Origin of the sequence: Streptococcus mitis, from assembly GCF_003943905.1 — a bacterium.
GTDB classification, from domain to species: domain Bacteria; phylum Bacillota; class Bacilli; order Lactobacillales; family Streptococcaceae; genus Streptococcus; species Streptococcus mitis_BC.
Genome location: NZ_RJNS01000004.1, coordinates 146,811 through 169,180, shown reverse-complemented (window position 1 = coordinate 169,180; position 22,370 = coordinate 146,811). Strand labels below are relative to the sequence as shown.

13 protein-coding genes, 8 tRNA genes and 1 pseudogene are annotated in these 22,370 nt (G+C 43.8%); 18 read left to right on the top strand and 4 right to left on the bottom strand.

Annotation, left to right across the window (positions count from 1 at the left end; all coding sequences use genetic code 11):
* The 8 genes from D8854_RS08125 to D8854_RS08090 all read left to right on the top strand — a co-directional run bounded on the left by D8854_RS08125 (position 1) and on the right by D8854_RS08090 (position 693).
* Positions 1-62 (top strand) — tRNA-Asp (locus D8854_RS08125).
* Between the two features lie 25 nt (positions 63-87).
* Positions 88-160: transfer RNA gene (locus D8854_RS08120), tRNA-Lys, on the top strand.
* Positions 161-165: 5 nt separating this feature from the next.
* Positions 166-247 (top strand) — tRNA-Leu (locus tag D8854_RS08115).
* A 12-nt stretch (positions 248-259) separates the two neighbouring features.
* Positions 260-332, top strand: a tRNA-Thr gene (locus D8854_RS08110).
* A gap of 21 nt (positions 333-353) precedes the next feature.
* Positions 354-425: transfer RNA gene (locus tag D8854_RS08105), tRNA-Gly, on the top strand.
* A 7-nt stretch (positions 426-432) separates the two neighbouring features.
* Positions 433-518: transfer RNA gene (locus D8854_RS08100), tRNA-Leu, on the top strand.
* Positions 519-529: 11 nt separating this feature from the next.
* Positions 530-603, top strand: a tRNA-Arg gene (locus D8854_RS08095).
* A 16-nt stretch (positions 604-619) separates the two neighbouring features.
* Positions 620-693, top strand: a tRNA-Pro gene (locus D8854_RS08090).
* A gap of 75 nt (positions 694-768) precedes the next feature.
* Here the strand turns inward: D8854_RS08090 and D8854_RS08085 are convergent.
* Both D8854_RS08085 and D8854_RS08080 read right to left on the bottom strand, forming a co-directional pair.
* Positions 769-1,456, bottom strand: a pseudogene (locus tag D8854_RS08085) (transposase).
* Between the two features lie 344 nt (positions 1,457-1,800).
* Complete coding sequence (locus D8854_RS08080) at positions 1,801-5,517, bottom strand: pullulanase (RefSeq protein ID WP_125450473.1); 3,717 nt, start codon at positions 5,515-5,517, stop codon at positions 1,801-1,803.
* A 443-nt stretch (positions 5,518-5,960) separates the two neighbouring features.
* Here D8854_RS08080 and rpoB point away from each other — a divergent pair, with 443 nt between their 5' ends.
* The 8 genes from rpoB (at position 5,961) to recA (ending at position 18,730) form a co-directional block, all read left to right on the top strand.
* Positions 5,961-9,572, top strand: a complete 3,612-nt coding sequence (gene rpoB, locus D8854_RS08075) for a DNA-directed RNA polymerase subunit beta (protein ID WP_125450472.1) — start codon at positions 5,961-5,963, stop codon at positions 9,570-9,572.
* 32 nt (positions 9,573-9,604) lie between these two features.
* Positions 9,605-13,270: a DNA-directed RNA polymerase subunit beta' gene (gene rpoC, locus D8854_RS08070; protein WP_000228784.1), complete on the top strand. Its 3,666-nt coding sequence runs from the start codon at positions 9,605-9,607 to the stop codon at positions 13,268-13,270.
* 204 nt (positions 13,271-13,474) lie between these two features.
* On the top strand, positions 13,475-14,098 hold the full coding sequence (locus D8854_RS08065; protein WP_125450471.1) for a hypothetical protein: 624 nt from the start codon (positions 13,475-13,477) through the stop codon (positions 14,096-14,098).
* 103 nt (positions 14,099-14,201) lie between these two features.
* On the top strand, positions 14,202-14,645 hold the full coding sequence (gene tsaE / locus D8854_RS08060) for a tRNA (adenosine(37)-N6)-threonylcarbamoyltransferase complex ATPase subunit type 1 TsaE (protein WP_125450470.1): 444 nt from the start codon (positions 14,202-14,204) through the stop codon (positions 14,643-14,645).
* On the top strand, positions 14,635-15,156 hold the full coding sequence (locus tag D8854_RS08055; RefSeq protein WP_125450469.1) for a GNAT family N-acetyltransferase: 522 nt from the start codon (positions 14,635-14,637) through the stop codon (positions 15,154-15,156). Before tsaE ends, D8854_RS08055 begins: the two co-directional genes overlap by 11 nt.
* Before the next feature lie 4 nt (positions 15,157-15,160).
* Positions 15,161-16,195, top strand: a complete 1,035-nt coding sequence (gene brpA, locus D8854_RS08050; protein ID WP_125450468.1) for a biofilm formation/cell division transcriptional regulator BrpA — start codon at positions 15,161-15,163, stop codon at positions 16,193-16,195.
* A 72-nt stretch (positions 16,196-16,267) separates the two neighbouring features.
* Entirely contained in the window at positions 16,268-17,524 is a 1,257-nt protein-coding gene (locus D8854_RS08045; RefSeq protein WP_125450467.1) for a competence/damage-inducible protein A, read from the top strand.
* Positions 17,525-17,578: 54 nt separating this feature from the next.
* Positions 17,579-18,730: a recombinase RecA gene (recA, locus tag D8854_RS08040; RefSeq protein WP_125450466.1), complete on the top strand. Its 1,152-nt coding sequence runs from the start codon at positions 17,579-17,581 to the stop codon at positions 18,728-18,730.
* Positions 18,731-18,786: 56 nt separating this feature from the next.
* On the opposite strand, the gene D8854_RS08035 is transcribed toward recA, so the two are convergent.
* Positions 18,787-19,341, bottom strand: coding sequence for a GNAT family N-acetyltransferase (locus tag D8854_RS08035; protein WP_038806435.1), 555 nt, complete (start codon positions 19,339-19,341; stop codon positions 18,787-18,789).
* A gap of 109 nt (positions 19,342-19,450) precedes the next feature.
* Between D8854_RS08035 and D8854_RS08030 the strand changes: the two genes are divergently transcribed.
* Complete coding sequence (locus D8854_RS08030) at positions 19,451-20,821, top strand: MATE family efflux transporter (RefSeq protein WP_125450465.1); 1,371 nt, start codon at positions 19,451-19,453, stop codon at positions 20,819-20,821.
* Positions 20,822-20,917: 96 nt separating this feature from the next.
* Positions 20,918-21,634 (top strand): YebC/PmpR family DNA-binding transcriptional regulator, encoded by a 717-nt coding sequence (locus D8854_RS08025; protein ID WP_000532894.1) that lies wholly within the window; start codon positions 20,918-20,920, stop codon positions 21,632-21,634.
* Positions 21,635-21,682: 48 nt separating this feature from the next.
* Here D8854_RS08025 and D8854_RS08020 read toward each other — a convergent pair whose 3' ends face one another.
* Positions 21,683-22,366 (bottom strand): CD20-like domain-containing protein, encoded by a 684-nt coding sequence (locus D8854_RS08020; RefSeq protein WP_185768082.1) that lies wholly within the window; start codon positions 22,364-22,366, stop codon positions 21,683-21,685.
* Positions 22,367-22,370: the final 4 nt, after the last annotated feature.

The following is a 22,370-nucleotide window of genomic DNA, read 5'->3' as shown; positions in this document are numbered from 1 at the left end:
AGTGTAGCGGTTATCACGTCGCCCTGTCACGGCGAAGATCGCGGGTTCGATTCCCGTCGGGACCGTAAGATAACGGAAGTTATTTTAGACTCGTTAGCTCAGTTGGTAGAGCAATTGACTTTTAATCAATGGGTCACTGGTTCGAGCCCAGTACGGGTCATATTTGCGGGTTTGGCGGAATTGGCAGACGCACCAGATTTAGGATCTGGCGCTTAACGGCGTGGGGGTTCAAGTCCCTTAACCCGCATAGTAGAAATTTGCCGGCTTAGCTCAGTTGGTAGAGCATCTGATTTGTAATCAGAGGGTCGCGTGTTCAAGTCATGTAGCCGGCATTAAAACTAGAAGAGGTCGATGCGAACGTAGTTCAGTGGTAGAACACCACCTTGCCAAGGTGGGGGTCGCGGGTTCGAATCCCGTCGTTCGCTTAGAGAGGCCGGGGTGGCGGAACTGGCAGACGCACAGGACTTAAAATCCTGCGATTGGAAACGATCGTACCGGTTCGATCCCGGTCCTCGGCATATAATAATGAGCACCCTTAGCTCAACTGGATAGAGTACCTGACTACGAATCAGGCGGTTAGAGGTTCGAATCCTCTAGGGTGCATTTTTTCTATTTAACTCGGGAAGTAGCTCAGCTTGGTAGAGTACTTGGTTTGGGACCAAGGTGTCGCAGGTTCGAATCCTGTCTTCCCGATTGATTTATTGACCAAGATACTTAAGTGAGTATCTTTTTTTGGTTATTTGTCAACTGTAGTGGATTACCAAAAAGTCATACTCTGGAGAGGACCAAATCAGTCCTCTCCTTTTTGATATTCAAAGCGACGAGATTTCTAGTTTTAAAATTGTCAAAGTTCCGAAAGCCAAAGATATTGCGTTTGATGAGTTTTATGAGATGATTAGTTGCTTCTAGTTTGGCTTTGGAATAGAGTGATTCAAGGGCAGTAATGATTTTTTCTTTGTCCTTGAGAAAGGTTTGAAAGACAGCCTGAAAGTGATTTCGAATAATCGCTTGTGTTCTGCATTCAAGGACAGTGATAATATTGAGATTCTTAAAGCCTTGTACGGATAAAACTCATTTTAAAGGCGTACTCGTCTCAGGACATAGTCTTATGAAGTCGACTAAAGTCATTGAGCTTCCGAATGACGGTTGAAGTTGAAATGGAAAGCTATCGGTCATAGAAGTTTTTTCAACTAGTTTTTGAGCAATGATAGCACTTGAAACGACGCTTTTTCAGAAGAATTCTGGTAGGCATACCAGTTGTTCCAAGGTAAGGATTTTTAGAAGATTTCTGGAAGTCATATTTCTTCATTTGACTTCCGCACTCAGGGCAAGACGGGACGTCATAGTCCAGTTTAGCGATGATTTCCTTGTGAGTATCCATATTGATGATATCTAGAATCTGGATATTAGGGTCTTTAATATCGAGTAGTTTTATGATAAAATGTAATGGTTCCATATGAATCTTTCTAATGATGGTTTGGTCGCTTTTCATTATAGAACTTATGGGACTTTTTTTCTACAACAAAATAGGCTCCATCATATCTATAGGGGATTTACCCACTACAAATATTATAGAGTCTGCAAACAACACCCCATGACTAGAAGATTCTTCTAATCATGGGGTGTTTTCTCTATAGGAGGGCTAGGTTATACTCTTCGAAAATCTCTTTGAACCACATCAGCTTCGCCTTGTCGTAGGTATATGACGCTGACTCCGTCAGTTCTATCCACAACCTCAAAGCTGTGCTTTGAGCAGCCTGCGGCTAGCTTTCTAGTTTACTCTTTGATTTTCATTGAGTGTTATTTCTTTTTCTTGTTTTTTATCAACCATCCAAGTCCGAGAAGGGCAAGGATACTGAATCCAGCAAGGGCAAGGAGGGATTTGCTCTCAGTTCCTGTGTTTGGAAGGAGGTTCTGAGAGTGAGCCTCTGCAGCAGTTTCTTGAGTTTCAGGATTGGCTGCTAGGTTTTGAGCTTGACCTTGTTCTGGTTCGACTTCCAAGCTAGAAAGGTCAAATTCTGGTTTTTCTTCCACAGCTGGAGCGACAATGGCACCACCTTGAGACAAGCGGAGAACGACAGCAGTGAGAGCGTTCAATTTCAAGCCTTTTTCAGTCCATTCGAGACCTTGAGGGTTAGCAATTCCTACTGGTCCTGCTTGGTTTTCATCTGCGAGAACTTCGGCCTTTCTCAAGTGAGCAAAGGCAGTTCCTAGAGTAAATTCACGAGCCTTATCATCCGCATTGACAAAGACAGCGTAGATATCTCCATTTGGAGCGGTGATTTGGTAGCCGATGGTCACATCTTCTTTTTCAACGCCATTTTGTCCTGGAACAGTAATGAGGTGGACGCGCTCTTTGATGTCTTGCAGACTCTTGAGTCGGAAGGCATCTGTCGATTGACGAAGGGCGATCAATCCTTTCATGTAGTCACGACTCTTGACATTTTCAGGATATGCTTTGCCATCTGTAGCCTTGGTCCAGTCAAACTTGTTGACAGCATCACTAGAGTCATAAGAGTCATGGATAAAGTAAGGATAGACAAATGGCTTGCCGTCTTTGTCACGTAACAAGTGAGACTTGTTTGGAACCTTATCTTCAGGAACAGGAGTCTTATAGGCTGGATCAAGGAATTGTTTGGTACGTCCGTATTCCTGACCAGAGTGGATAAAGGGAGTTCCTTGAGCAGTCAAGACCATGAGGTTTCCAAGTCGCAAACGGCGATGGATTTCAGCATAGTTCTCAGCCTTGCTTGGGTCTTTTTTGATAGACTGGGCAATGATGTCAAAGAGGGTCAAGTTATCATGGGCTGCGATATACTGGATAACATCTCCAGGGTTGTCTGCTTCAAAGTTAGTTGGTTGAGCAATCAGATTTTTAAAGATGGTATTGATATCGCGTTTTCCACCTGTGATAAAGGCAGGTTGACCTTCGTTTGGATAGCCAGACTTGAGGTTGTTACGGATGTCGTCTGAAAAGACAGCGACAGTATCTGTTTTCTTCATCCAATCTTGGTCAGCAGGTTGTACAGGCGTATTTTCATCACCAGTATAGGTTCTCCAGCCTTCACCTAGCATGATAAGATTTGGATTGAGGGCGCGTGCAGCTTTGTACGCTTCTTCGATAGAAGCCGCATCGTGGTCACCCATCATATCAAAGCGGAAACCATCTACTTTGTAAGTTTCAACTAGATACTTGATAGAGTCTACTAAGACACGCTTAGACATGTAGTGGGTAGTTCCCAAACGACCGCCTCCAAAGCTAGTACGAGGAGTTCCGTCTGCGTCCATAAAGTGGTAGTAGTTTGGCTCTAAGTCTTCAAAGATGTCGAGATTGGCAGTATGGTTGTAGACCACATCCAAGATAGCCCCCATGCCACGTTTATGGATTTCGTTGATGAGGTTTTTGAATTCTGCAATTCGTTTTTCTGGATCCTTAGGATCGCTTGAGTACATACCAGTCAAGGAGAAGTAGTTTTGAGGGTCATATCCCCAGTTGTAGTTGCTGTTGCTTGAAGCGTAGGCAGACAAACGTTCATGGTTTTTCAATTCATTGACAAAGTAGTAAGACAAGACTGGAAGGAGCTGGATGTGGGTCACACCCAAGTCTTTGAGATAGTCCAGTTTTTCGATAAAGGCTTCAAAGGTACCAAATGGCTTGGTCAAGTCTTTTGCGATCGCAGGATCCGAAGTGAAGTCACGTACATGAGCTTCATAGATAACGGCATCTTCACGTGATTTGAAGTTACGAATCTTTCCATAGGTCAAGTCTTGCGGACCTAACTTCGCTGGATCGACAAAGGCAGCTTTAGCGACCTTATGAGCGGCATCTGTTTTTGCTAGGTCACTGTTCCAAGCCGCTAATGATTTGGCATAAGGGTCAAGAACGAGGACAGTTTTACCTTGGCGCTCGATCTGGTAGTGGTAGTAATAGCCAGTGTAGTTGCTGATACCGAGACCAGAGTTTGCATCCAGAGTTTGTTTCCAGGTTCCTTTTTCTCCTTTTTCAAGGGCAACAGTTCCGACTACTTTTTCAGGATCTTTCTTGTCATATACGACAACGGAAACCTTATCAGCGCTTGGAGACCAGAGGGTGAGGTCAACAAGCTTGCCATCTTCTTTTAGAGTTGCGCCGAGTGGACCATCGTAACTGTAGGACTCATCCTTGAGGCGCCAGCTTGAACGTGTGGTAAAGCGGTCTGAATTGTAGCTGACAGTGTAAGGGTGTTGAGTGTCAGAGAAGTCGCCGATGTAGGTCACTTTTTTACCTGCCTCATCCACTTCCACGTCTGTGATAGCTACTTTATTCCCTTGGTAATCAGTGATGCTGGAGTGTTTGAGGATATCGTCTTTCTTAGCTCCAACGAGGGTAGAAAAACTGCTTTCGATACGAGATTTAGCCACGTGTTGGGCACCAGTCATACGGATATCGTGAACGTAGTAGGGGTTGGTGTAGATGGTTTCGTCATCATCTTTGAGGAAAATCTGACTGTGATTTTTTAGATCAGTGAATTTATAATCTTCTTTTCTGATTTTCACATCATCGCCTTTCTTGCTTTCGTCTAGTAATAAAAATCCAAATTCTCTTGCAGCTTCATTGAGTGGGATATCAATGTAACGGCCATATTTTCCAGTTGCGGTAAAGTCAGTACCGTCAGGCCATTCTCCACTGCTTGGGTTTTTGACATCGCCCCAATACCAGAGAGATTTTTTGTCATAGTTGCCATCTGTGCGGTAATAGTTGACACGGACAGTTCCTGCTGGTTGAGGGCGGTAGTTGTGTACCTTGTAGTTTTCATCTAGCCAAGCCTCGTTCATTTTTGGAGAGAGGCGCTCTACAGAACGGTCCCCTGTCAGGTTGTCCCCCTTGGTATTGTTGATAAGGAAGCTGACTTTCTTGGCTTGCTCATTTTTGAGTTTGACATCTAGATAATAGCCGTAGTCATCTTGCTTGGCATCCTTGAAGGACTTGGCTCCATTGGGCCAGTTTTCAGACGGTTTTTCAACATCGTCCCAAGTCCAAAGACCTTGAGAATCTTTGTTTTCTTCAGGGAGTTTTTTTACATGGATGCGGAAGTGGTTGTCTGCGATGGGTTCTTCAGAAGATGTGTCAGCTTGTGGTTTTTGATCTGATGTTGGCGTTGAAGTGCTGGCGTCTACTTTCTCTTCCTTGCTGTTAGCCTGGCTTGTAGTAGTATCTTCTGTTTTAGGTGTTTCTGGTACTGTAGTAGTTTCCGCAGCTGTAGCTTCCTTCTTAGAATCAAGGGAAGCGTTTGCATTCTTTTGTTCAGAAATAGGCGTTTCCTTTTGAGTTTGACTCGTTTCAGTCTCAGTAGGGGCCTTGGTCACAGCGCTGGTATTTTCCTGAGTTTGAGGAAGGTTTTCATTGGCCGAAATAGTTGGCATTGCAGCAGAAAGCAGGACAATGCTGGCACCAATGAGGACAGAACCAGTTCCGTTCTTCAAGGAACGGATACCATAAATCATTTTTTTCTCAGTTTGAGATGGGATCTTTTTCATCACAATTCTCCTTGTGTAGTTGTTCCCTATCAGTATAGCACGAGGTAAACATTAGTGCAAGCGTTTTCCTAACTTTTAAGAGAAAATATAATGCTTCATTCTCTTGAAATTTTAAAATAATATATAGGAAAAGATTGTTTAAAAAATAGTAAAAAAACCTTGAAAAATCTAGCTAAATAAGGTATAATAAGAATAATCATTTGTCGTAGGTTTTGTCTGAAATATTGTCCAGACAAGGCTCACAGCAGTTAAATCTTCTGAAAAAGTCAGATTTAGCTGCTCTTTTTGTGCTTTTTTTCAGGTTTTTGAGTGCTTGTAACAAAGATTTAAAGATTCTGAAAATTCGTCAAAGGGACATGGTGATAGGGGTTTAACAACCATTTGACGATAATCAATAGCCTGATGAAGCAGGCTTGGAACTTTATTTACAAAGGAGAATCATCTTGGCAGGACATGACGTTCAATACGGGAAACATCGTACCCGTCGTAGTTTTTCAAGAATCAAAGAAGTTCTTGACTTACCAAATTTGATTGAAATTCAAACTGATTCATTCAAGGATTTCCTAGACCACGGTCTTAAGGAAGTTTTTGAAGATGTATTGCCAATTTCAAACTTCACAGAAACTATGGAGTTGGAGTTTGTTGGCTATGAAATCAAGGAACCCAAATACACGCTCGAAGAAGCTCGTATCCACGATGCTAGCTACTCAGCACCTATTTTTGTAACCTTCCGCTTGATCAATAAGGAAACTGGCGAAATCAAGACCCAAGAAGTCTTCTTTGGGGATTTCCCAATCATGACAGAGATGGGAACATTCATCATCAACGGTGGTGAACGTATCATCGTATCTCAGTTGGTCCGTTCTCCGGGTGTTTATTTTAACGACAAGGTAGACAAAAACGGTAAAGTTGGCTACGGTTCAACTGTTATCCCTAACCGTGGAGCTTGGTTGGAACTTGAAAGCGACTCAAAAGACATCGCTTATACTCGTATCGACCGTACTCGTAAGATTCCATTTACGACCTTGGTTCGTGCGCTTGGTTTCTCTGGTGATGATGAAATCTTTGATATCTTTGGTGACAGCGAATTGGTTCGCAATACTGTTGAAAAAGATATCCACAAGAATCCAATGGACTCTCGTACAGACGAAGCCTTGAAAGAAATCTACGAACGCCTTCGTCCAGGTGAGCCTAAGACTGCTGAAAGCTCACGTAGCTTGCTTGTAGCACGTTTCTTTGATCCACGCCGCTACGATTTGGCAGCTGTTGGTCGTTACAAGATCAATAAAAAACTCAACGTTAAAACACGCTTGCTCAACCAAACCATTGCGGAGCCATTGGTAGACCCTGAAACTGGTGAAATCTTGGTAGAAGCTGGTACCGTTATGACTCGTAGCGTGATCGAGAGTATCGAGCACCACTTGGATGGCGACTTGAATAAGATCGTTTATATTCCAAACGATGCAGCTGTTCTGACAGAACCAGTTGTCCTTCAAAAATTCAAGGTTGTTGCCCCAACGGACCCAGACCGTGTTGTAACCATCATCGGAAATGCTAATCCAGACGACAAGGTTCGTGTTGTAACTCCTGCGGATATCCTTGCTGAAATGAGCTACTTCCTCAACTTGGCGGAAGGTATCGGCCGTGTGGATGATATCGACCACCTTGGGAACCGTCGTATCCGTGCAGTTGGTGAATTGCTTGCCAACCAAGTACGTCTTGGGCTTTCTCGTATGGAACGTAATGTTCGTGAACGTATGTCTGTTCAAGACAATGAAGTCTTGACACCACAACAAATCATCAATATCCGTCCTGTAACAGCTGCGGTTAAAGAATTCTTTGGTTCATCACAGTTGTCACAGTTCATGGACCAACACAACCCGCTTTCTGAGTTGTCTCACAAACGCCGTTTGTCAGCCTTGGGACCTGGTGGTTTGACTCGTGACCGTGCTGGATATGAAGTTCGTGACGTGCACTACACTCACTATGGTCGTATGTGTCCAATCGAAACACCTGAAGGACCTAACATCGGTTTGATTAATAACTTGTCATCTTACGGACACTTGAATAAGTATGGATTTGTTCAAACACCATACCGTAAGGTTGACCGTGAAACAGGTGTTGTGACCAATGAAATCGTTTGGTTGACAGCCGATGAAGAAGATGAATTTACTGTAGCGCAGGCTAACTCTCGTCTTAACGAGGACGGTACTTTTGCTGAGAAAGTTGTCATGGGACGTCACCAAGGGGTCAACCAAGAATATCCAGCAGAAGTGGTTGACTACATGGACGTGTCACCAAAACAGGTAGTTGCCGTTGCGACAGCATGTATTCCTTTCTTGGAAAACGATGACTCCAACCGAGCCCTCATGGGTGCCAACATGCAACGTCAGGCTGTGCCATTGATTAATCCAAAAGCACCTTACGTTGGTACTGGTATGGAATACCAAGCAGCTCATGATTCTGGAGCGGCTGTTATTGCTCAGTATGGAGGTAAAGTTACTTACGCAGATGCTGACAAGGTAGAAGTTCGTCGTGAAGATGGTTCACTAGATGTTTACCACATCCAAAAATTCCGTCGTTCAAACTCAGGTACTGCCTACAACCAACGCACTCTCGTTAAAGTTGGCGATGTTGTTGAAAAAGGCGATTTTATCGCTGACGGACCTTCTATGGAAAAAGGGGAAATGGCGCTTGGACAAAACCCAATCGTTGCCTACATGACTTGGGAAGGTTACAACTTCGAGGATGCCGTTATCATGAGCGAACGCTTGGTCAAAGACGATGTCTATACATCTGTCCACCTCGAAGAATATGAATCAGAAACGCGCGATACAAAGCTTGGACCTGAAGAAATTACTCGTGAAATTCCAAACGTTGGTGAAGATGCCCTTAAAGACCTTGACGAAATGGGTATTATCCGTATCGGTGCCGAGGTTAAAGAAGGGGACATCCTTGTAGGTAAAGTCACACCTAAGGGTGAGAAAGATCTCTCAGCTGAAGAACGTCTCTTGCACGCTATCTTCGGAGACAAGTCTCGTGAAGTGCGTGACACTTCTCTTCGTGTACCTCACGGTGCCGATGGTGTCGTTCGTGATGTTAAGATCTTTACGCGTGCAAATGGAGATGAGTTGCAATCAGGTGTTAACATGCTGGTTCGTGTCTACATCGCTCAAAAACGTAAGATCAAGGTCGGAGATAAGATGGCCGGACGTCACGGAAACAAAGGGGTTGTCTCTCGTATCGTCCCTGTAGAAGACATGCCTTACCTTCCAGACGGAACTCCAGTCGATATCATGTTGAACCCTCTTGGGGTACCATCACGTATGAATATCGGTCAGGTTATGGAACTCCACCTTGGTATGGCAGCCCGTACTCTTGGTATCCACATCGCAACACCAGTCTTTGACGGAGCAAGTTCTGAAGACCTTTGGGACACTGTTAAAGAAGCAGGTATGGATAGCGATGCTAAGACAATCCTTTACGATGGACGTACAGGTGAGCCTTTTGACAACCGTGTATCAGTTGGTGTCATGTACATGATCAAACTCCACCACATGGTTGATGATAAATTGCACGCGCGTTCAGTCGGACCATACTCAACCGTTACTCAACAACCACTCGGAGGTAAAGCTCAGTTTGGTGGACAACGTTTCGGTGAGATGGAAGTTTGGGCTCTTGAAGCCTACGGTGCGTCAAATGTCCTCCAAGAAATCTTGACTTACAAGTCTGACGATATCAACGGACGTTTGAAAGCTTATGAAGCTATTACAAAAGGAAAACCAATTCCAAAACCAGGTGTTCCAGAATCTTTCCGAGTTCTTGTAAAAGAATTGCAATCTCTTGGTCTTGACATGCGTGTCCTTGACGAAGATGACCAAGAAGTGGAACTTCGTGACTTGGATGAAGGAATGGACGAAGATGTCATCCACGTAGATGACCTTGAAAAAGCCCGCGAAAAAGCAGCCCAAGAGGCTAAAGCAGCCTTTGAAGCTGAAGAAGCTGAAAAAGCAACAAAAGCGGAAGCAACAGAAGAAGCTGCTGAACAAGAATAAGCAGTTCGCTTAGAATAGAAAGGGAAGAAATAGTGGTTGATGTAAATCGTTTTAAAAGTATGCAAATCACCCTAGCTTCTCCAAGCAAAGTCCGTTCATGGTCTTATGGAGAAGTCAAAAAACCTGAAACAATCAATTACCGTACCTTGAAACCAGAACGTGAAGGACTCTTTGACGAAGTCATCTTTGGTCCTACAAAGGACTGGGAATGTGCTTGTGGGAAGTACAAACGCATTCGCTACAGAGGGATTGTTTGTGACCGCTGTGGGGTTGAAGTAACGCGTACGAAAGTTCGTCGTGAGCGTATGGGGCACATCGAGTTGAAAGCTCCTGTATCTCACATCTGGTATTTCAAGGGGATTCCAAGCCGTATGGGCTTGACCCTTGATATGAGCCCTCGTGCCCTCGAGGAAGTTATCTATTTTGCGGCTTATGTGGTGATTGATCCTAAGGATACACCGCTTGAGCACAAGTCTATCATGACAGAGCGCGAATACCGTGAGCGCTTGCGTGAGTATGGCTATGGATCATTCGTTGCCAAGATGGGTGCCGAAGCTATCCAAGACCTTTTGAAACAAGTAGATCTTGAAAAAGAAATTACTGAACTCAAAGAAGAGTTGAAAACAGCTACTGGACAAAAACGTGTCAAAGCCATCCGCCGTTTGGATGTTTTGGATGCCTTTTACAAGTCTGGGAACAAACCTGAATGGATGATTCTCAACATCCTTCCGGTTATTCCACCAGACCTTCGTCCAATGTTGCAGTTGGATGGTGGCCGTTTTGCCTCATCTGACTTGAACGACCTTTACCGCCGTGTTATCAACCGTAACAACCGTTTGGCTCGTTTGCTTGAGTTGAATGCACCAGGTATCATCGTTCAAAATGAGAAGCGTATGCTTCAAGAAGCGGTTGACGCTTTGATTGATAATGGTCGTCGTGGTCGCCCGATCACAGGACCAGGTAGCCGTCCACTCAAATCATTGAGCCACATGCTTAAAGGGAAACAAGGACGCTTCCGTCAAAACTTGCTCGGTAAACGTGTTGACTTCTCAGGACGTTCCGTTATCGCCGTTGGTCCAACTCTTAAGATGTACCAATGTGGTGTGCCACGCGAAATGGCGATCGAGCTCTTTAAACCATTTGTTATGCGTGAAATCGTAGCTCGTGATATCGTGCAAAACGTTAAAGCAGCGAAACGCTTGGTAGAACGTGGAGATGAACGTATCTGGGATATCCTTGAAGAAGTAATCAAAGAACACCCAGTCCTTTTGAACCGCGCACCGACCCTTCACCGTTTGGGGATCCAAGCCTTCGAGCCAGTCTTGATTGATGGTAAGGCCCTTCGCTTACACCCGCTTGTCTGTGAAGCCTACAATGCCGACTTTGACGGGGACCAAATGGCCATCCACGTACCGCTTTCAGAAGAAGCTCAAGCAGAAGCTCGTATCTTGATGTTGGCTGCTGAGCATATCTTGAACCCGAAAGATGGTAAACCAGTTGTTACTCCATCTCAGGACATGGTTTTGGGTAACTACTACTTGACCATGGAAGAAGCTGGTCGTGAAGGTGAAGGAATGGTCTTCAAAGACCGTGATGAAGCTGTTATGGCTTACCGCAATGGCTATGTTCACCTCCACTCACGTGTTGGTATCGCAACAGACAGCCTCAACAAACCATGGACAGAAGAGCAAAAGCACAAGGTCTTGCTGACAACAGTTGGTAAAATTCTCTTCAATGACATCATGCCAGAGGGTCTGCCTTACTTGCAAGAACCAACAAATGCCAACTTAACAGAAGGTGTTCCAGCTAAATACTTCTTGCCACTAGGTGGAGATATCAAGGAAGCAATCAGCAATCTTGAACTCAACCCTCCATTCAAGAAGAAAAATCTTGGGAATATCATCGCTGAAATCTTCAAACGTTTCCGTACGACAGAAACTTCTGCCCTACTTGACCGCATGAAGAACCTCGGTTACCACCACTCAACTCTTGCAGGTTTGACAGTGGGTATTGCCGATATCCCAGTTGTTGAAGACAAGGCTGAAATCATCGAAGAATCACACAAACGTGTAGAACAAATCACCAAACAATTCCGTCGTGGTATGATCACAGACGACGAGCGCTACAACGCTGTTACAGCTGAATGGCGTGCAGCCCGTGAAAAATTGGAGAAACGTTTGGTTGCCAACCAAGATCCTAAGAACCCAATCGTTATGATGATGGACTCTGGAGCCCGTGGTAACATCTCAAACTTCTCACAGCTTGCCGGTATGCGTGGTCTGATGGCCGCTCCGAACGGACGTATCATGGAATTGCCAATCCTTTCAAACTTCCGCGAAGGTTTGTCAGTACTCGAAATGTTCTTCTCAACTCACGGTGCCCGTAAAGGTATGACCGATACGGCCCTTAAGACAGCCGACTCAGGTTACTTGACTCGTCGTTTGGTTGACGTTGCCCAAGATGTTATCATCCGTGAGGACGACTGTGGAACAGACCGTGGTCTCTTGATCCGTTCTATCGCAGAAGGAAAAGAGATGATCGAGTCTCTCGAAGAGCGTCTCAATGGTCGTTACACTAAGAAAACTGTTAAACATCCAGAAACTGGTGCAGTGATCATCGGTCCAAATGAGTTGATTACAGAAGACAAGGCGCGTGAAATTGTCAATGCTGGTGTGGAAGAAGTGACTATCCGTTCCGTATTTACATGTAACACTCGTCATGGAGTCTGCCGTCACTGTTACGGTATCAACTTGGCGACTGGTGATGCGGTTGAAGTTGGTGAAGCAGTTGGTACAATCGCTGCCCAATCTATCGGGGAACCTGGTACACAGCTTACCATGCGTACCTTCCACACGGGTGGGGTTGCCTCAAATACCGATATCACTCAGGGTCTTCCTCGTGTCCAAGAAATCTTTGAAGCCCGCAATCCTAAAGGGGAAGCGGTCATCACAGAAGTCAAAGGACAAGTTACAGCTATCGAAGAAGACGCGTCAACTCGTACCAAGAAAGTCTTTGTTAAGGGTGAAACTGGCGAAGGTGAGTACGTGGTTCCATTTACAGCACGTATGCGTGTCGAAGTTGGAGACCAAGTCTCTCGTGGTGCAGCTCTTACAGAAGGTTCTATCCAACCGAAACGTCTCCTTGCTGTTCGTGATGTCTTGTCAGTTGAAACCTACCTTCTTGGTGAAGTACAAAAAGTTTACCGTAGCCAAGGGGTAGAAATCGGTGACAAACACATCGAGGTAATGGTTCGTCAAATGATCCGTAAAGTTCGTGTCATGGATCCAGGTGACACAGATCTTCTTATGGGTACTCTCATGGACATCAACGACTTTACAGATGCCAACAAGGATGTTCTTATCGCAGGTGGAGTTCCAGCGACTGGTCGCCCAGTTCTTATGGGAATCACCAAAGCCTCACTTGAAACCAATAGTTTCTTGTCAGCGGCTTCCTTCCAGGAAACAACTCGTGTCCTTACAGATGCAGCCATCCGTGGTAAGAAAGATCATCTCCTTGGACTCAAGGAAAATGTTATCATCGGTAAGATCATCCCAGCTGGTACTGGTATGGCTCGCTACCGGAACCTTGAACCACAAGCTATCAATGAAGCAGAATATCTGGCTCCAGAACAAGAAGAGGCAGAACTTGCTCCTGTAGAGGAAGTTGTGGAAATCCAAGTTGAAGAAACAGTAGAATAAAAGCAAACAAGAGAACCTTTGGGTTCTCTTTTGTTTTACACTTCTGCCTATTGGGGTTAGGTGAGCACGACGCAATATCTCTCAAATCGCTTCAACTGTTTTTCATTTTTGTCAGTTGAGCGTCAAAATTGGACATTTGAGAAGAGAGGGGAATTTTTATCTTTCTCGCAGAGTATAATCATGTATACGAAGGGAGAACTGAAAATGATAAAATCAATTCGCATCTTATTGTTACTAGCTTTGATCCAGATTAGTTTGAGTAGCTGCTTGCTGTGGAAGGGAGCCATCTTAACCTTAAAGCAGTCAAGCGCCTATTTTCTAGTGTTTATCGTATTGGCATCAGGTCTGTGCGTGGGGATGAATTTCTTTTATACCCAAGATCAGGATGTCCATAGCATCTTAAACAGTCAGAAAAAAGTGAAACTATTTTATAGTATCTTGTTGGTCTTAAACCTAGCAGGTGTCTGTCTGGTATTGTCGGAGACTATTTTTACACAGACAGCTTTTCAGCAAGAGTTAGTAGATCTTTTCTTGCCCTCCTTCTTTTTCTTGTTTGGCATTGATTTACTTGTCTTTTTACCATTTGAAAAGTACAGCAGAGATTTGAAAAACACTCTCAATAAGAAAAAAACGGTTGCCCTGACGGTTCTGGCAACCTTGCTATTCTTGAGAAATCCAATAACAGTCTTATCCATTGTTTTTTATGTCGGTTTGGGATTCATTTTTGCTCGTTTTCTGTTTCCAAAATCTATGAGAAGGGAATTTTCTTTTTACGGGCACGTAATCCGAGATATTTTACTTGTTAGCGCCATGTGTATATTCTTCTAAAAACGCTTTTCTATCAATAAAAATTCCCTATTTTCCCAAATTTATTATAGTAAGTTTGTAAAGAAAATTCACACAAAAGAAAACTTTTTGGTATAATAGTAGCATGTACACAAAAAATGAAGAAGAGCTGATCGATCTGGGAGAACGCCTAGGGACCTTACTCCAAAAAAACGATGTTTTGATCTTGTCTGGAGAACTGGGTGCTGGTAAAACAACCTTTACAAAGGGTCTTGCCAAGGGCTTGGGGATTCGTCAGATGATCAAAAGTCCAACTTACACCATCGTGAGAGAGTATGAGGGTCGCCTTCCGCTCTACCACTTGGATGTCTATCGGATTGAGGGGGATGCTGATTCGATTGACTTGGATGAGTTTCTCTTTGGTGGTGGTGTGACCGTTATCGAGTGGGGACATCTTTTGGGTGAGGATTTGCCAGATTCCTACTTGGAGTTGGAACTCTTGAAAGAGGCTGAGGGTCGTCGCCTCTATTTTACCGCTCAGGGTCCTCGTGCTGAGGAATTGATTAAGGAGCTTCAAGATGGAGTATGAACTTTGTATTCGTGAGGCTGAAGCTCATGATGCAGCTGCTTTGGTTGCATTCTTGGATTTAGTTGGACAGGAGACAGATTTCACCAGTCTGGATGAAAATGGTATCCTGATGACAGAATCTGAAATGGCTCTTTTTATTGAAAAGCAAGCGACTTCAGATAACCAAATCACTCTCCTAGCCCTCCTGAATGATGAAATTGCAGGTATTTTGAACATCACGGCAGAGCAACGTATGCGGGTTCGTCATATTGGGGATATCTTTCTGGTCATCCAAAGGAAGTTTTGGAATCATGGCTTAGGAAGCATACTCCTTGAAGAGGGAATTGAGTGGGCTAAAACCAGTGGAGTTCTGCGTCGTTTGCAGCTCAGTGTACAAAAGCGCAACGAGGCGGCTATCCACCTCTATTCAAAATTTGGATTTGTTACAGAAGGCTTACAAGAAAGAGGAGCCTATTTAAAAGAAGGGATATTTTTAGATGTTTACCTGATGGGTAGACTGATAGATAAATGATAAGATGGTAAAAAAAATAATCGGAATGCTACTAGCTTTTCTAGCAGTAACGGCTTTAGGTATGGGTGCATATGCCTATACTATTTATTATCAAGGAACTGAAACCTTAAGTAAAAAAACTTATAAGAAAATTGGTGAAGAAACCAACGTGATTGAGGCGACAGAGCCTTTGACCATTCTCTTGATGGGGGTGGATACGGGAAATGTAGAACGTACAGACCCTTGGGCGGGGAATAGTGATTCCATGATTCTTTTGACAGTCAATCCGAAAACCAAGAAAACCACTATGATGAGTTTAGAACGGGATATTTTGACCAAGATTGAAACTGGAAATGGCCAAGTTCAGGAAGCAAAACTCAATGCTGCTTATGCCAATGGCGGTGCAGAGTTGGCTATTTCAACCATTCAAAAAATGATGAACATCCATATCGATCGCTATGTGATGGTCAACATGCAAGGACTCCAACAGCTAGTTGATGCAGTTGGGGGCATCACAGTAAATAACACACTCGGTTTCCCGATTTCGATTGCTGATCAGGAAGAATTTAATAAAATCTCGATTGGAGTCGGTGAGCAAACTTTGAATGGTGAGGAAGCCCTGGTCTATTCACGGATGCGTTATCAGGATCCTGAGGGAGACTATGGTCGCCAAAAACGTCAACGTGAAGTCATTCAAAAGATTATGGAAAAGGTCTTGAGTCTCAATAGTATCAGTCATTATCAAGCTATCTTAAAAGCGCTTAGTGATAATATGCAGACAAATGTTGATTTGTCTGCCTCCAGTATTCCACAACTACTTGGTTACCAAGATTCCTTTAAAAACATCGAAACTCATCAACTTCGTGGTGAAGATGCTGAGTTGCAAGGAATCTCTTATCAAATCGTAACGATGGAGCATATGCTGGAAATGCAAAATCTTTTGCGTCGTTCCCTAGGGAGAGAGGACGTAGTAGAGTTGGAGACCAACGCTGTTCTGTACGAGCATCTTTATGGTCGAACAGTGCCTTCAACAAATACTTTAGGCGAAGAATCCGAATAAAATGAAAAATCAAATCGTGGGACTTTCCTGCGATTTTTTCAAAAAAATTCGAATAGATAAGTAGGAGGAAACATGAAAGCAGAAATTATTGCTGTAGGAACGGAAATTTTGACAGGGCAGATCGTCAATACCAACGCCCAGTTTTTGTCAGAAAAGCTAGCAGAAATCGGAGTAGATGTCTACTTCCAAACAGCTGTCGGAGATAATGAAGCGCGTCTCATGTCCTTGCTAGAGATTGCGAGCTCGCGTAGCAGTCTAGTCATTTTGACAGGGGGCTTGGGGCCTACTGAGGATGATTTAACCAAACAAACGTTGGCGAAATTTTTGGGAAAAAACTTAGTGTTTGATCCTCAAGCGCAAGAGAAACTGGATGTCTTTTTTGCTCAAAGGCCAGACTATGCTCGAACACCGAATAATGAGCGCCAAGCCCAAATTGTAGAAGGGGCAACTCCACTGCCAAATGAGACAGGTTTAGCAGTAGGAGGGGTGTCGGAAGTGAATGGCGTGACCTACGTGGTCCTTCCGGGACCACCTAGTGAGTTGAAACCCATGGTCTTAAATCAGCTCTTACCTAAGTTAATGACTGGTGCTAAGTTGTACTCACGAGTGCTCCGTTTCTTTGGGATTGGTGAAAGTCAGTTGGTGACCATTTTGGCGGATTTGATTGACCATCAAACCGATCCGACTTTGGCGCCTTATGCCAAAACGGGAGAGGTGACCTTGCGCTTGTCTACAAAAGCAGTCAGTCAAGAAAAGGCTGATCAAGCATTGGACATCTTGGAAAATCAAATCTTGGGTCGCAAGACTTTTGAGGGAATTTCTTTACGAGACATCTGTTATGGATATGGGGAAGAAACCAGTCTAGCAAGTGTCGTTGTAGAAGAGCTAAAGAAGAGACAGAAAAGCATTACTGCGGCAGAAAGCTTGACGGCAGGTCTCTTTCAAGCGACATTAGCAGATTTTTCGGGCGTTTCAGCAATCTTTAATGGCGGTTTTGTCACTTACAGCCTAGAAGAAAAGTCCAAGATGTTGGATATTTCCGAGCAAGAGCTGAAAGAACACGGGGTCGTTTCAGAGTTTACGGCTAAAAAAATGGCAGAGCAGGCACGGCTCAAGACTCAGTCTGACTACGGAGTCAGTTTGACGGGTGTGGCTGGACCAGATAGCCTAGAGGGGCATCCAGCTGGGACAGTCTTTATCGGATTGGCACATGCAAAAGGGACAGAAGTTATCAAGGCTAATATCGCAGGGCGGAGCCGAGCAGATGTTCGTCAGATTGCGGTCATGCATGCCTTTAACCTAGTTCGCAAGGCTTTATTAAGTGACTAACTTTTGATATAATAGTAGACAGGTCTTAGGACTATTAGAATACAGGAGAATAGAATGGCGAAAAAACCAACAAAAAAATTAGATGAAATTGGGAAAAAATTTGGGGCTGACCGTGAAAAAGCATTGAACGATGCCCTGAAATTGATTGAGAAAGACTTTGGTAAAGGCTCAATTATGCGCTTGGGTGAGCGCGCGGAGCAAAAAGTTCAAGTGATGAGTTCAGGATCATTGGCTCTGGACATTGCCCTTGGTTCAGGTGGTTATCCTAAGGGACGTATCATCGAAATCTATGGACCGGAGTCATCTGGTAAGACAACGGTTGCCCTTCATGCGGTGGCGCAGGCGCAAAAAGAAGGTGGTATTGCAGCCTTTATCGATGCGGAACATGCGCTTGACCCAGCCTATGCAGCAGCCCTTGGTGTGAATATTGATGAGTTGCTTTTGTCACAACCAGACTCAGGGGAGCAAGGTCTTGAAATTGCTGGAAAATTGATTGACTCAGGTGCAGTTGACCTTGTCGTTATCGACTCAGTTGCTGCCCTTGTACCTCGTGCAGAAATTGATGGAGACATTGGAGACAGCCACGTTGGTTTGCAAGCTCGTATGATGAGCCAGGCCATGCGTAAACTTGGTGCTTCTATCAATAAAACCAAAACAATTGCCATCTTTATCAACCAGTTGCGTGAAAAAGTTGGGGTTATGTTTGGAAATCCAGAAACAACACCTGGTGGACGTGCTTTGAAATTCTACGCTTCAGTCCGTTTGGATGTTCGTGGAAGCACACAAATCAAGGGAACTGGTGACCAAAAAGATACCAATGTCGGTAAGGAAACCAAGATCAAGGTTGTCAAAAACAAGGTGGCTCCGCCATTTAAGGAAGCCTTCGTTGAAATCATGTACGGAGAAGGGATTTCTAAGACCGGTGAGCTTTTGAAGATTGCAAGTGATCTCGATATCATCAAAAAAGCAGGAGCTTGGTACTCTTACAAGGATGAAAAGATCGGTCAGGGTTCTGAAAATGCTAAGAAATACTTGGCAGATCACCCAGAAGTCTTTGATGAGATTGACCATCAAGTCCGTGTTCAATATGGTTTGATTGAAGATGAAGAAGGAACAACTCCTACTTCTGTCGCAGAAGATCTAGCACCTAACCAAGAAGTAACGCTTGACCTAGGCGATGGACTTGAAATCGAAATTGAAGAATAACATAAAAAGTAGCAGATAGGAACTGCTACTTTTTATGTTTATTTCAGATGAAAGAACTAATGATCACTAAAACGACGATATTCGATGTGAAAGTCAAAATAATGTTCATCCTGTAACTTTTGGAAGATGTCGCGATAGGCTTCTTCGTCAAAATGGTCGCCACGATAGAGGATTTCAAAACTCAAATCATCGTACGCTAGAAAAGCGTTGGCTGTTTTAAAGCCATTTTGGCGATAGAAATCCATGCGAGCCTTTCTCTGCTCCAAATTATCGCATTCTTCATCCAATCGCTCGACTTCCAGCAACATGGTTCGCTGGTAAAAATCTGTCAGCTTTTCGATGATTTCCTTTCCGTACCCATGGCTCCTCAAGTGGGGCATGATGGCAAAAAAGCTAATATAGAAGGCTTTTTGATTGGAGATGGAGAAGGCAAAGCCAACAAACTCTTCTTCGTTATAAAAGGCAAAAAAGTGCGCGTCATCTCGGTCCTGATAGCGCAAAAACTCAGAAAGAGGGACCCGTTCTTCCTCGGGGAAAGCTTCGTTATTTAGCTTTTCAACTTTATCAAGATCTGGAAACACATCGGTTATTAATTGACTGGTCAAACTCATAAGTGACCTCCTTTTTTTGATTATAGCAAATTGTCCCTCTGTAAGCAATTGATTTCAGGATTCGTTAAAGAATCTTGTTGCTCCTCTAGAAAGCTGATATAATAGCTTTATGAATAAGAAACGATCCGTGGACCTGATACATGGTCCTATTCTTCCTGCGCTGTTAAGCTTTGCCTTTCCAATCTTGCTGTCTAATATTTTCCAACAGCTTTATAATACAGCTGACGTCTTGATTGTTGGGCGTTTTCTTGGTCAAGATTCCTTGGCTGCAGTAGGGGCAACAACTGCCATTTTTGACTTGATTATAGGCTTTACTCTTGGTGTTGGTAATGGCATGGGGATTGTCATTGCTCGTTATTATGGAGCCCGTGATTTCACTAAAATCAAAGAAGCAGTTGCTGCAACCTGGATATTAGGAGGGCTTCTCAGTATTTTGGTCATGCTGATGGGATTTGTCGGTCTGTATCCACTCTTGCAGTATTTAGAGACACCTGTAGAAATCCTTCCCCAGTCCTATCAATATATTTCTATGATTGTGACCTGTGTAGGCGTCAGCTTCGCTTATAATCTCTTTGCAGGCTTGCTGCGGTCCATTGGTGATAGTCTAGCGGCTCTTGGATTTCTGATTTTTTCTGCCTTGGTCAATGTGGTGCTGGATTTGTATTTCATTACGCAACTGCATCTGGGAGTTCAATCTGCGGGCCTTGCTACCATTATTTCGCAAGGCTTGTCAGCGGTTCTTTGCTTTTTCTATATCCGTAAGAGTGTTCCAGAACTGCTCCCTCAACTCAAGCATTTTAAATGGAACAAGGCCTTGTACGCGGATCTTTTAGAACAAGGTTTGGCCATGGGTCTGATGAGTTCGATTGTGTCCATTGGTAGCGTGATTTTACAGTCTTCTGTTAATACTTTTGGAGCTGTGATTATTAGTGCACAAACAGCAGCTCGACGGATTATGGCCTTTGCTCTTCTTCCCATGACGGCTATTTCTTCTGCTATGACGACCTTTGCCTCTCAGAATCTTGGGGCCAAGCGACCAGACCGCATAGTCCAAGGTCTTGGTATTGGGAGTCGTTTGAGCATGTCCTGGGCAGGTTTTGTTTGTATCTTCCTCTTTTTTGCCAGTCCTAGTTTGGTTTCTTTCTTGGCCAGTTCGACGGATAGTTACTTGGTAGAAAATGGTAGCCTCTACCTGCAAATCAGTTCAGTCTTTTATCCAATTTTGAGCCTTTTGCTGATTTATCGCAATTGCTTGCAGGGATTGGGGCAGAAAGTCCTTCCTCTAGTTTCCAGCTTTATAGAACTAATCGGGAAAATCGTTTTTGTGGTCTTGATTATCCCTTGGGCAGGCTATAGGGGAGTTATTCTCTGCGAACCCCTTATCTGGGTTGCCATGACTACCCAACTGTACTTTTCACTTTTCCGCCATCCCCTGATAAAAGAAGGCAAGGCAATCTTGGCAACAAAAGGACAATCCTAGCTGGATTTGCTGAATAAAATCCATTTCCTCTAGTGAAAATCGAAAAAACTTGTGTTATAATAAGAAAGATTAAAATGTGAAAAAAGGAGATTCCTAATGGGACGTAAATGGGCCAATATCGTAGCCAAGAAAACGGCTAAAGATGGAGCTAACTCTAAAGTATATGCAAAATTTGGTGTAGAGATCTATGTAGCAGCAAAAAAAGGTGATCCAGACCCAGAATCAAACACTGCTTTGAAATTCGTTATCGACCGTGCGAAACAAGCCCAAGTGCCGAAACACGTTATCGATAAAGCGATTGATAAAGCAAAAGGAAACACAGACGAAACCTTTACAGAAGGACGTTACGAAGGATTTGGACCAAATGGTTCTATGTTGATTGTGGATACCTTGACTTCTAACGTTAATCGTACTGCAGCCAATGTCCGTGCAGCTTTTGGTAAAAATGGCGGAAACATGGGTGCTTCAGGTTCAGTTTCATACCTCTTTGATAACAAGGGTGTGATCGTATTTGCAGGTGAGGACGCTGATGCGGTCTTTGAGCAATTGCTCGAAGCAGATGTGGATGTGGACGATGTAGAAGCAGAAGAAGGAACAATCACGGTTTACACTGCTCCAACAGACCTCCACAAGGCTATCGTTGCCCTTCGTGAGTCTGGCATCGAAGAATTCCAAGTGACTGAATTGGAAATGATTCCTCAGTCAGAAGTGGAATTGTCAGGTGAAGACCTTGAAACCTTTGAAAAACTTTACAGCGTTCTTGAGGACGACGAAGACGTACAAAAGATCTATACCAACGTAGACGGATTCTAATATAAAAAGCGAACAACTATCAAGTCTGTTCGCTTTTTATATTAGAACTTAGACTCTGCTTTCAGAGTCGTTTTGTTGCTTGCTTTTTCCTTGACTCAGACCGACTGCATGTTTTTGGACGAGCAAGAGCTGTCCATTGTCCTGTTTTGCAAAAGTTAAGGTAACAGTCCTGATCTTGTCTCCAATGGAGATATAGGTGATTTTTCTCGTATCATAACCTCCGATAGTGGAGTCAAATTCGGAGTCTGGTAGTCCGTGTTTTTTGATAATATCCTTGTAGTTGGTACCACCTTTTCCTTTGTTGTCAAGGTCACCTTCGATTAAGGCGTCGAACTGTTCTTGGGTCCAGGTGAAGGTATCGTTTTCTTCCTCCTCAGGGATGGAATAGGCGCTATCATCTGTCAAGTCGCTTTCTTCTTCGCGTTCCATTGAGGAGCTTGCCTCTCTATAGGAACGGTTAAACTCCTTGACAAACTCTTTGTAGACATTAGCGTACAGTATATGGGTCGTAAAGAAAAGTACAACTGAAGCAATTGCAAGGGATGTTCCGATAATGGCCATTGTTTTTCGTTTTTTGAGGTTGACGATAAGGCCGATAATCCCTAGGATTAAAGCGATAATGGCGATGAAAAATGATAGATAGTTAATAAACGGGATCCAGGACCCTAAAAGTGCGATGACTCCAAAAATGGTTGCCAAAATCCCTAAAACTTTTTGTTCTTCTGGTTTCATTTGA

Bases quoted from the DNA above. Each gene is read 5' to 3' on its own strand.
- D8854_RS08080 (WP_125450473.1), bottom strand. From the start codon at position 5,517: ATGAAAAAGATCCCATCTCAAACTGAGAAAAAAATGATTTATGGTATC.
- D8854_RS08065 (WP_125450471.1), top strand. From the start codon at position 13,475: ATGATAAAATCAATTCGCATCTTATTGTTACTAGCTTTGATCCAGATT.
- tsaE (WP_125450470.1), top strand. From the start codon at position 14,202: ATGTACACAAAAAATGAAGAAGAGCTGATCGATCTGGGAGAACGCCTA.
- D8854_RS08055 (WP_125450469.1), top strand. From the start codon at position 14,635: ATGGAGTATGAACTTTGTATTCGTGAGGCTGAAGCTCATGATGCAGCT.
- brpA (WP_125450468.1), top strand. From the start codon at position 15,161: ATGGTAAAAAAAATAATCGGAATGCTACTAGCTTTTCTAGCAGTAACG.
- D8854_RS08045 (WP_125450467.1), top strand. From the start codon at position 16,268: ATGAAAGCAGAAATTATTGCTGTAGGAACGGAAATTTTGACAGGGCAG.
- recA (WP_125450466.1), top strand. From the start codon at position 17,579: ATGGCGAAAAAACCAACAAAAAAATTAGATGAAATTGGGAAAAAATTT.
- D8854_RS08035 (WP_038806435.1), bottom strand. From the start codon at position 19,341: ATGAGTTTGACCAGTCAATTAATAACCGATGTGTTTCCAGATCTTGAT.
- D8854_RS08030 (WP_125450465.1), top strand. From the start codon at position 19,451: ATGAATAAGAAACGATCCGTGGACCTGATACATGGTCCTATTCTTCCT.
- D8854_RS08025 (WP_000532894.1), top strand. From the start codon at position 20,918: ATGGGACGTAAATGGGCCAATATCGTAGCCAAGAAAACGGCTAAAGAT.
- D8854_RS08020 (WP_185768082.1), bottom strand. From the start codon at position 22,366: ATGAAACCAGAAGAACAAAAAGTTTTAGGGATTTTGGCAACCATTTTT.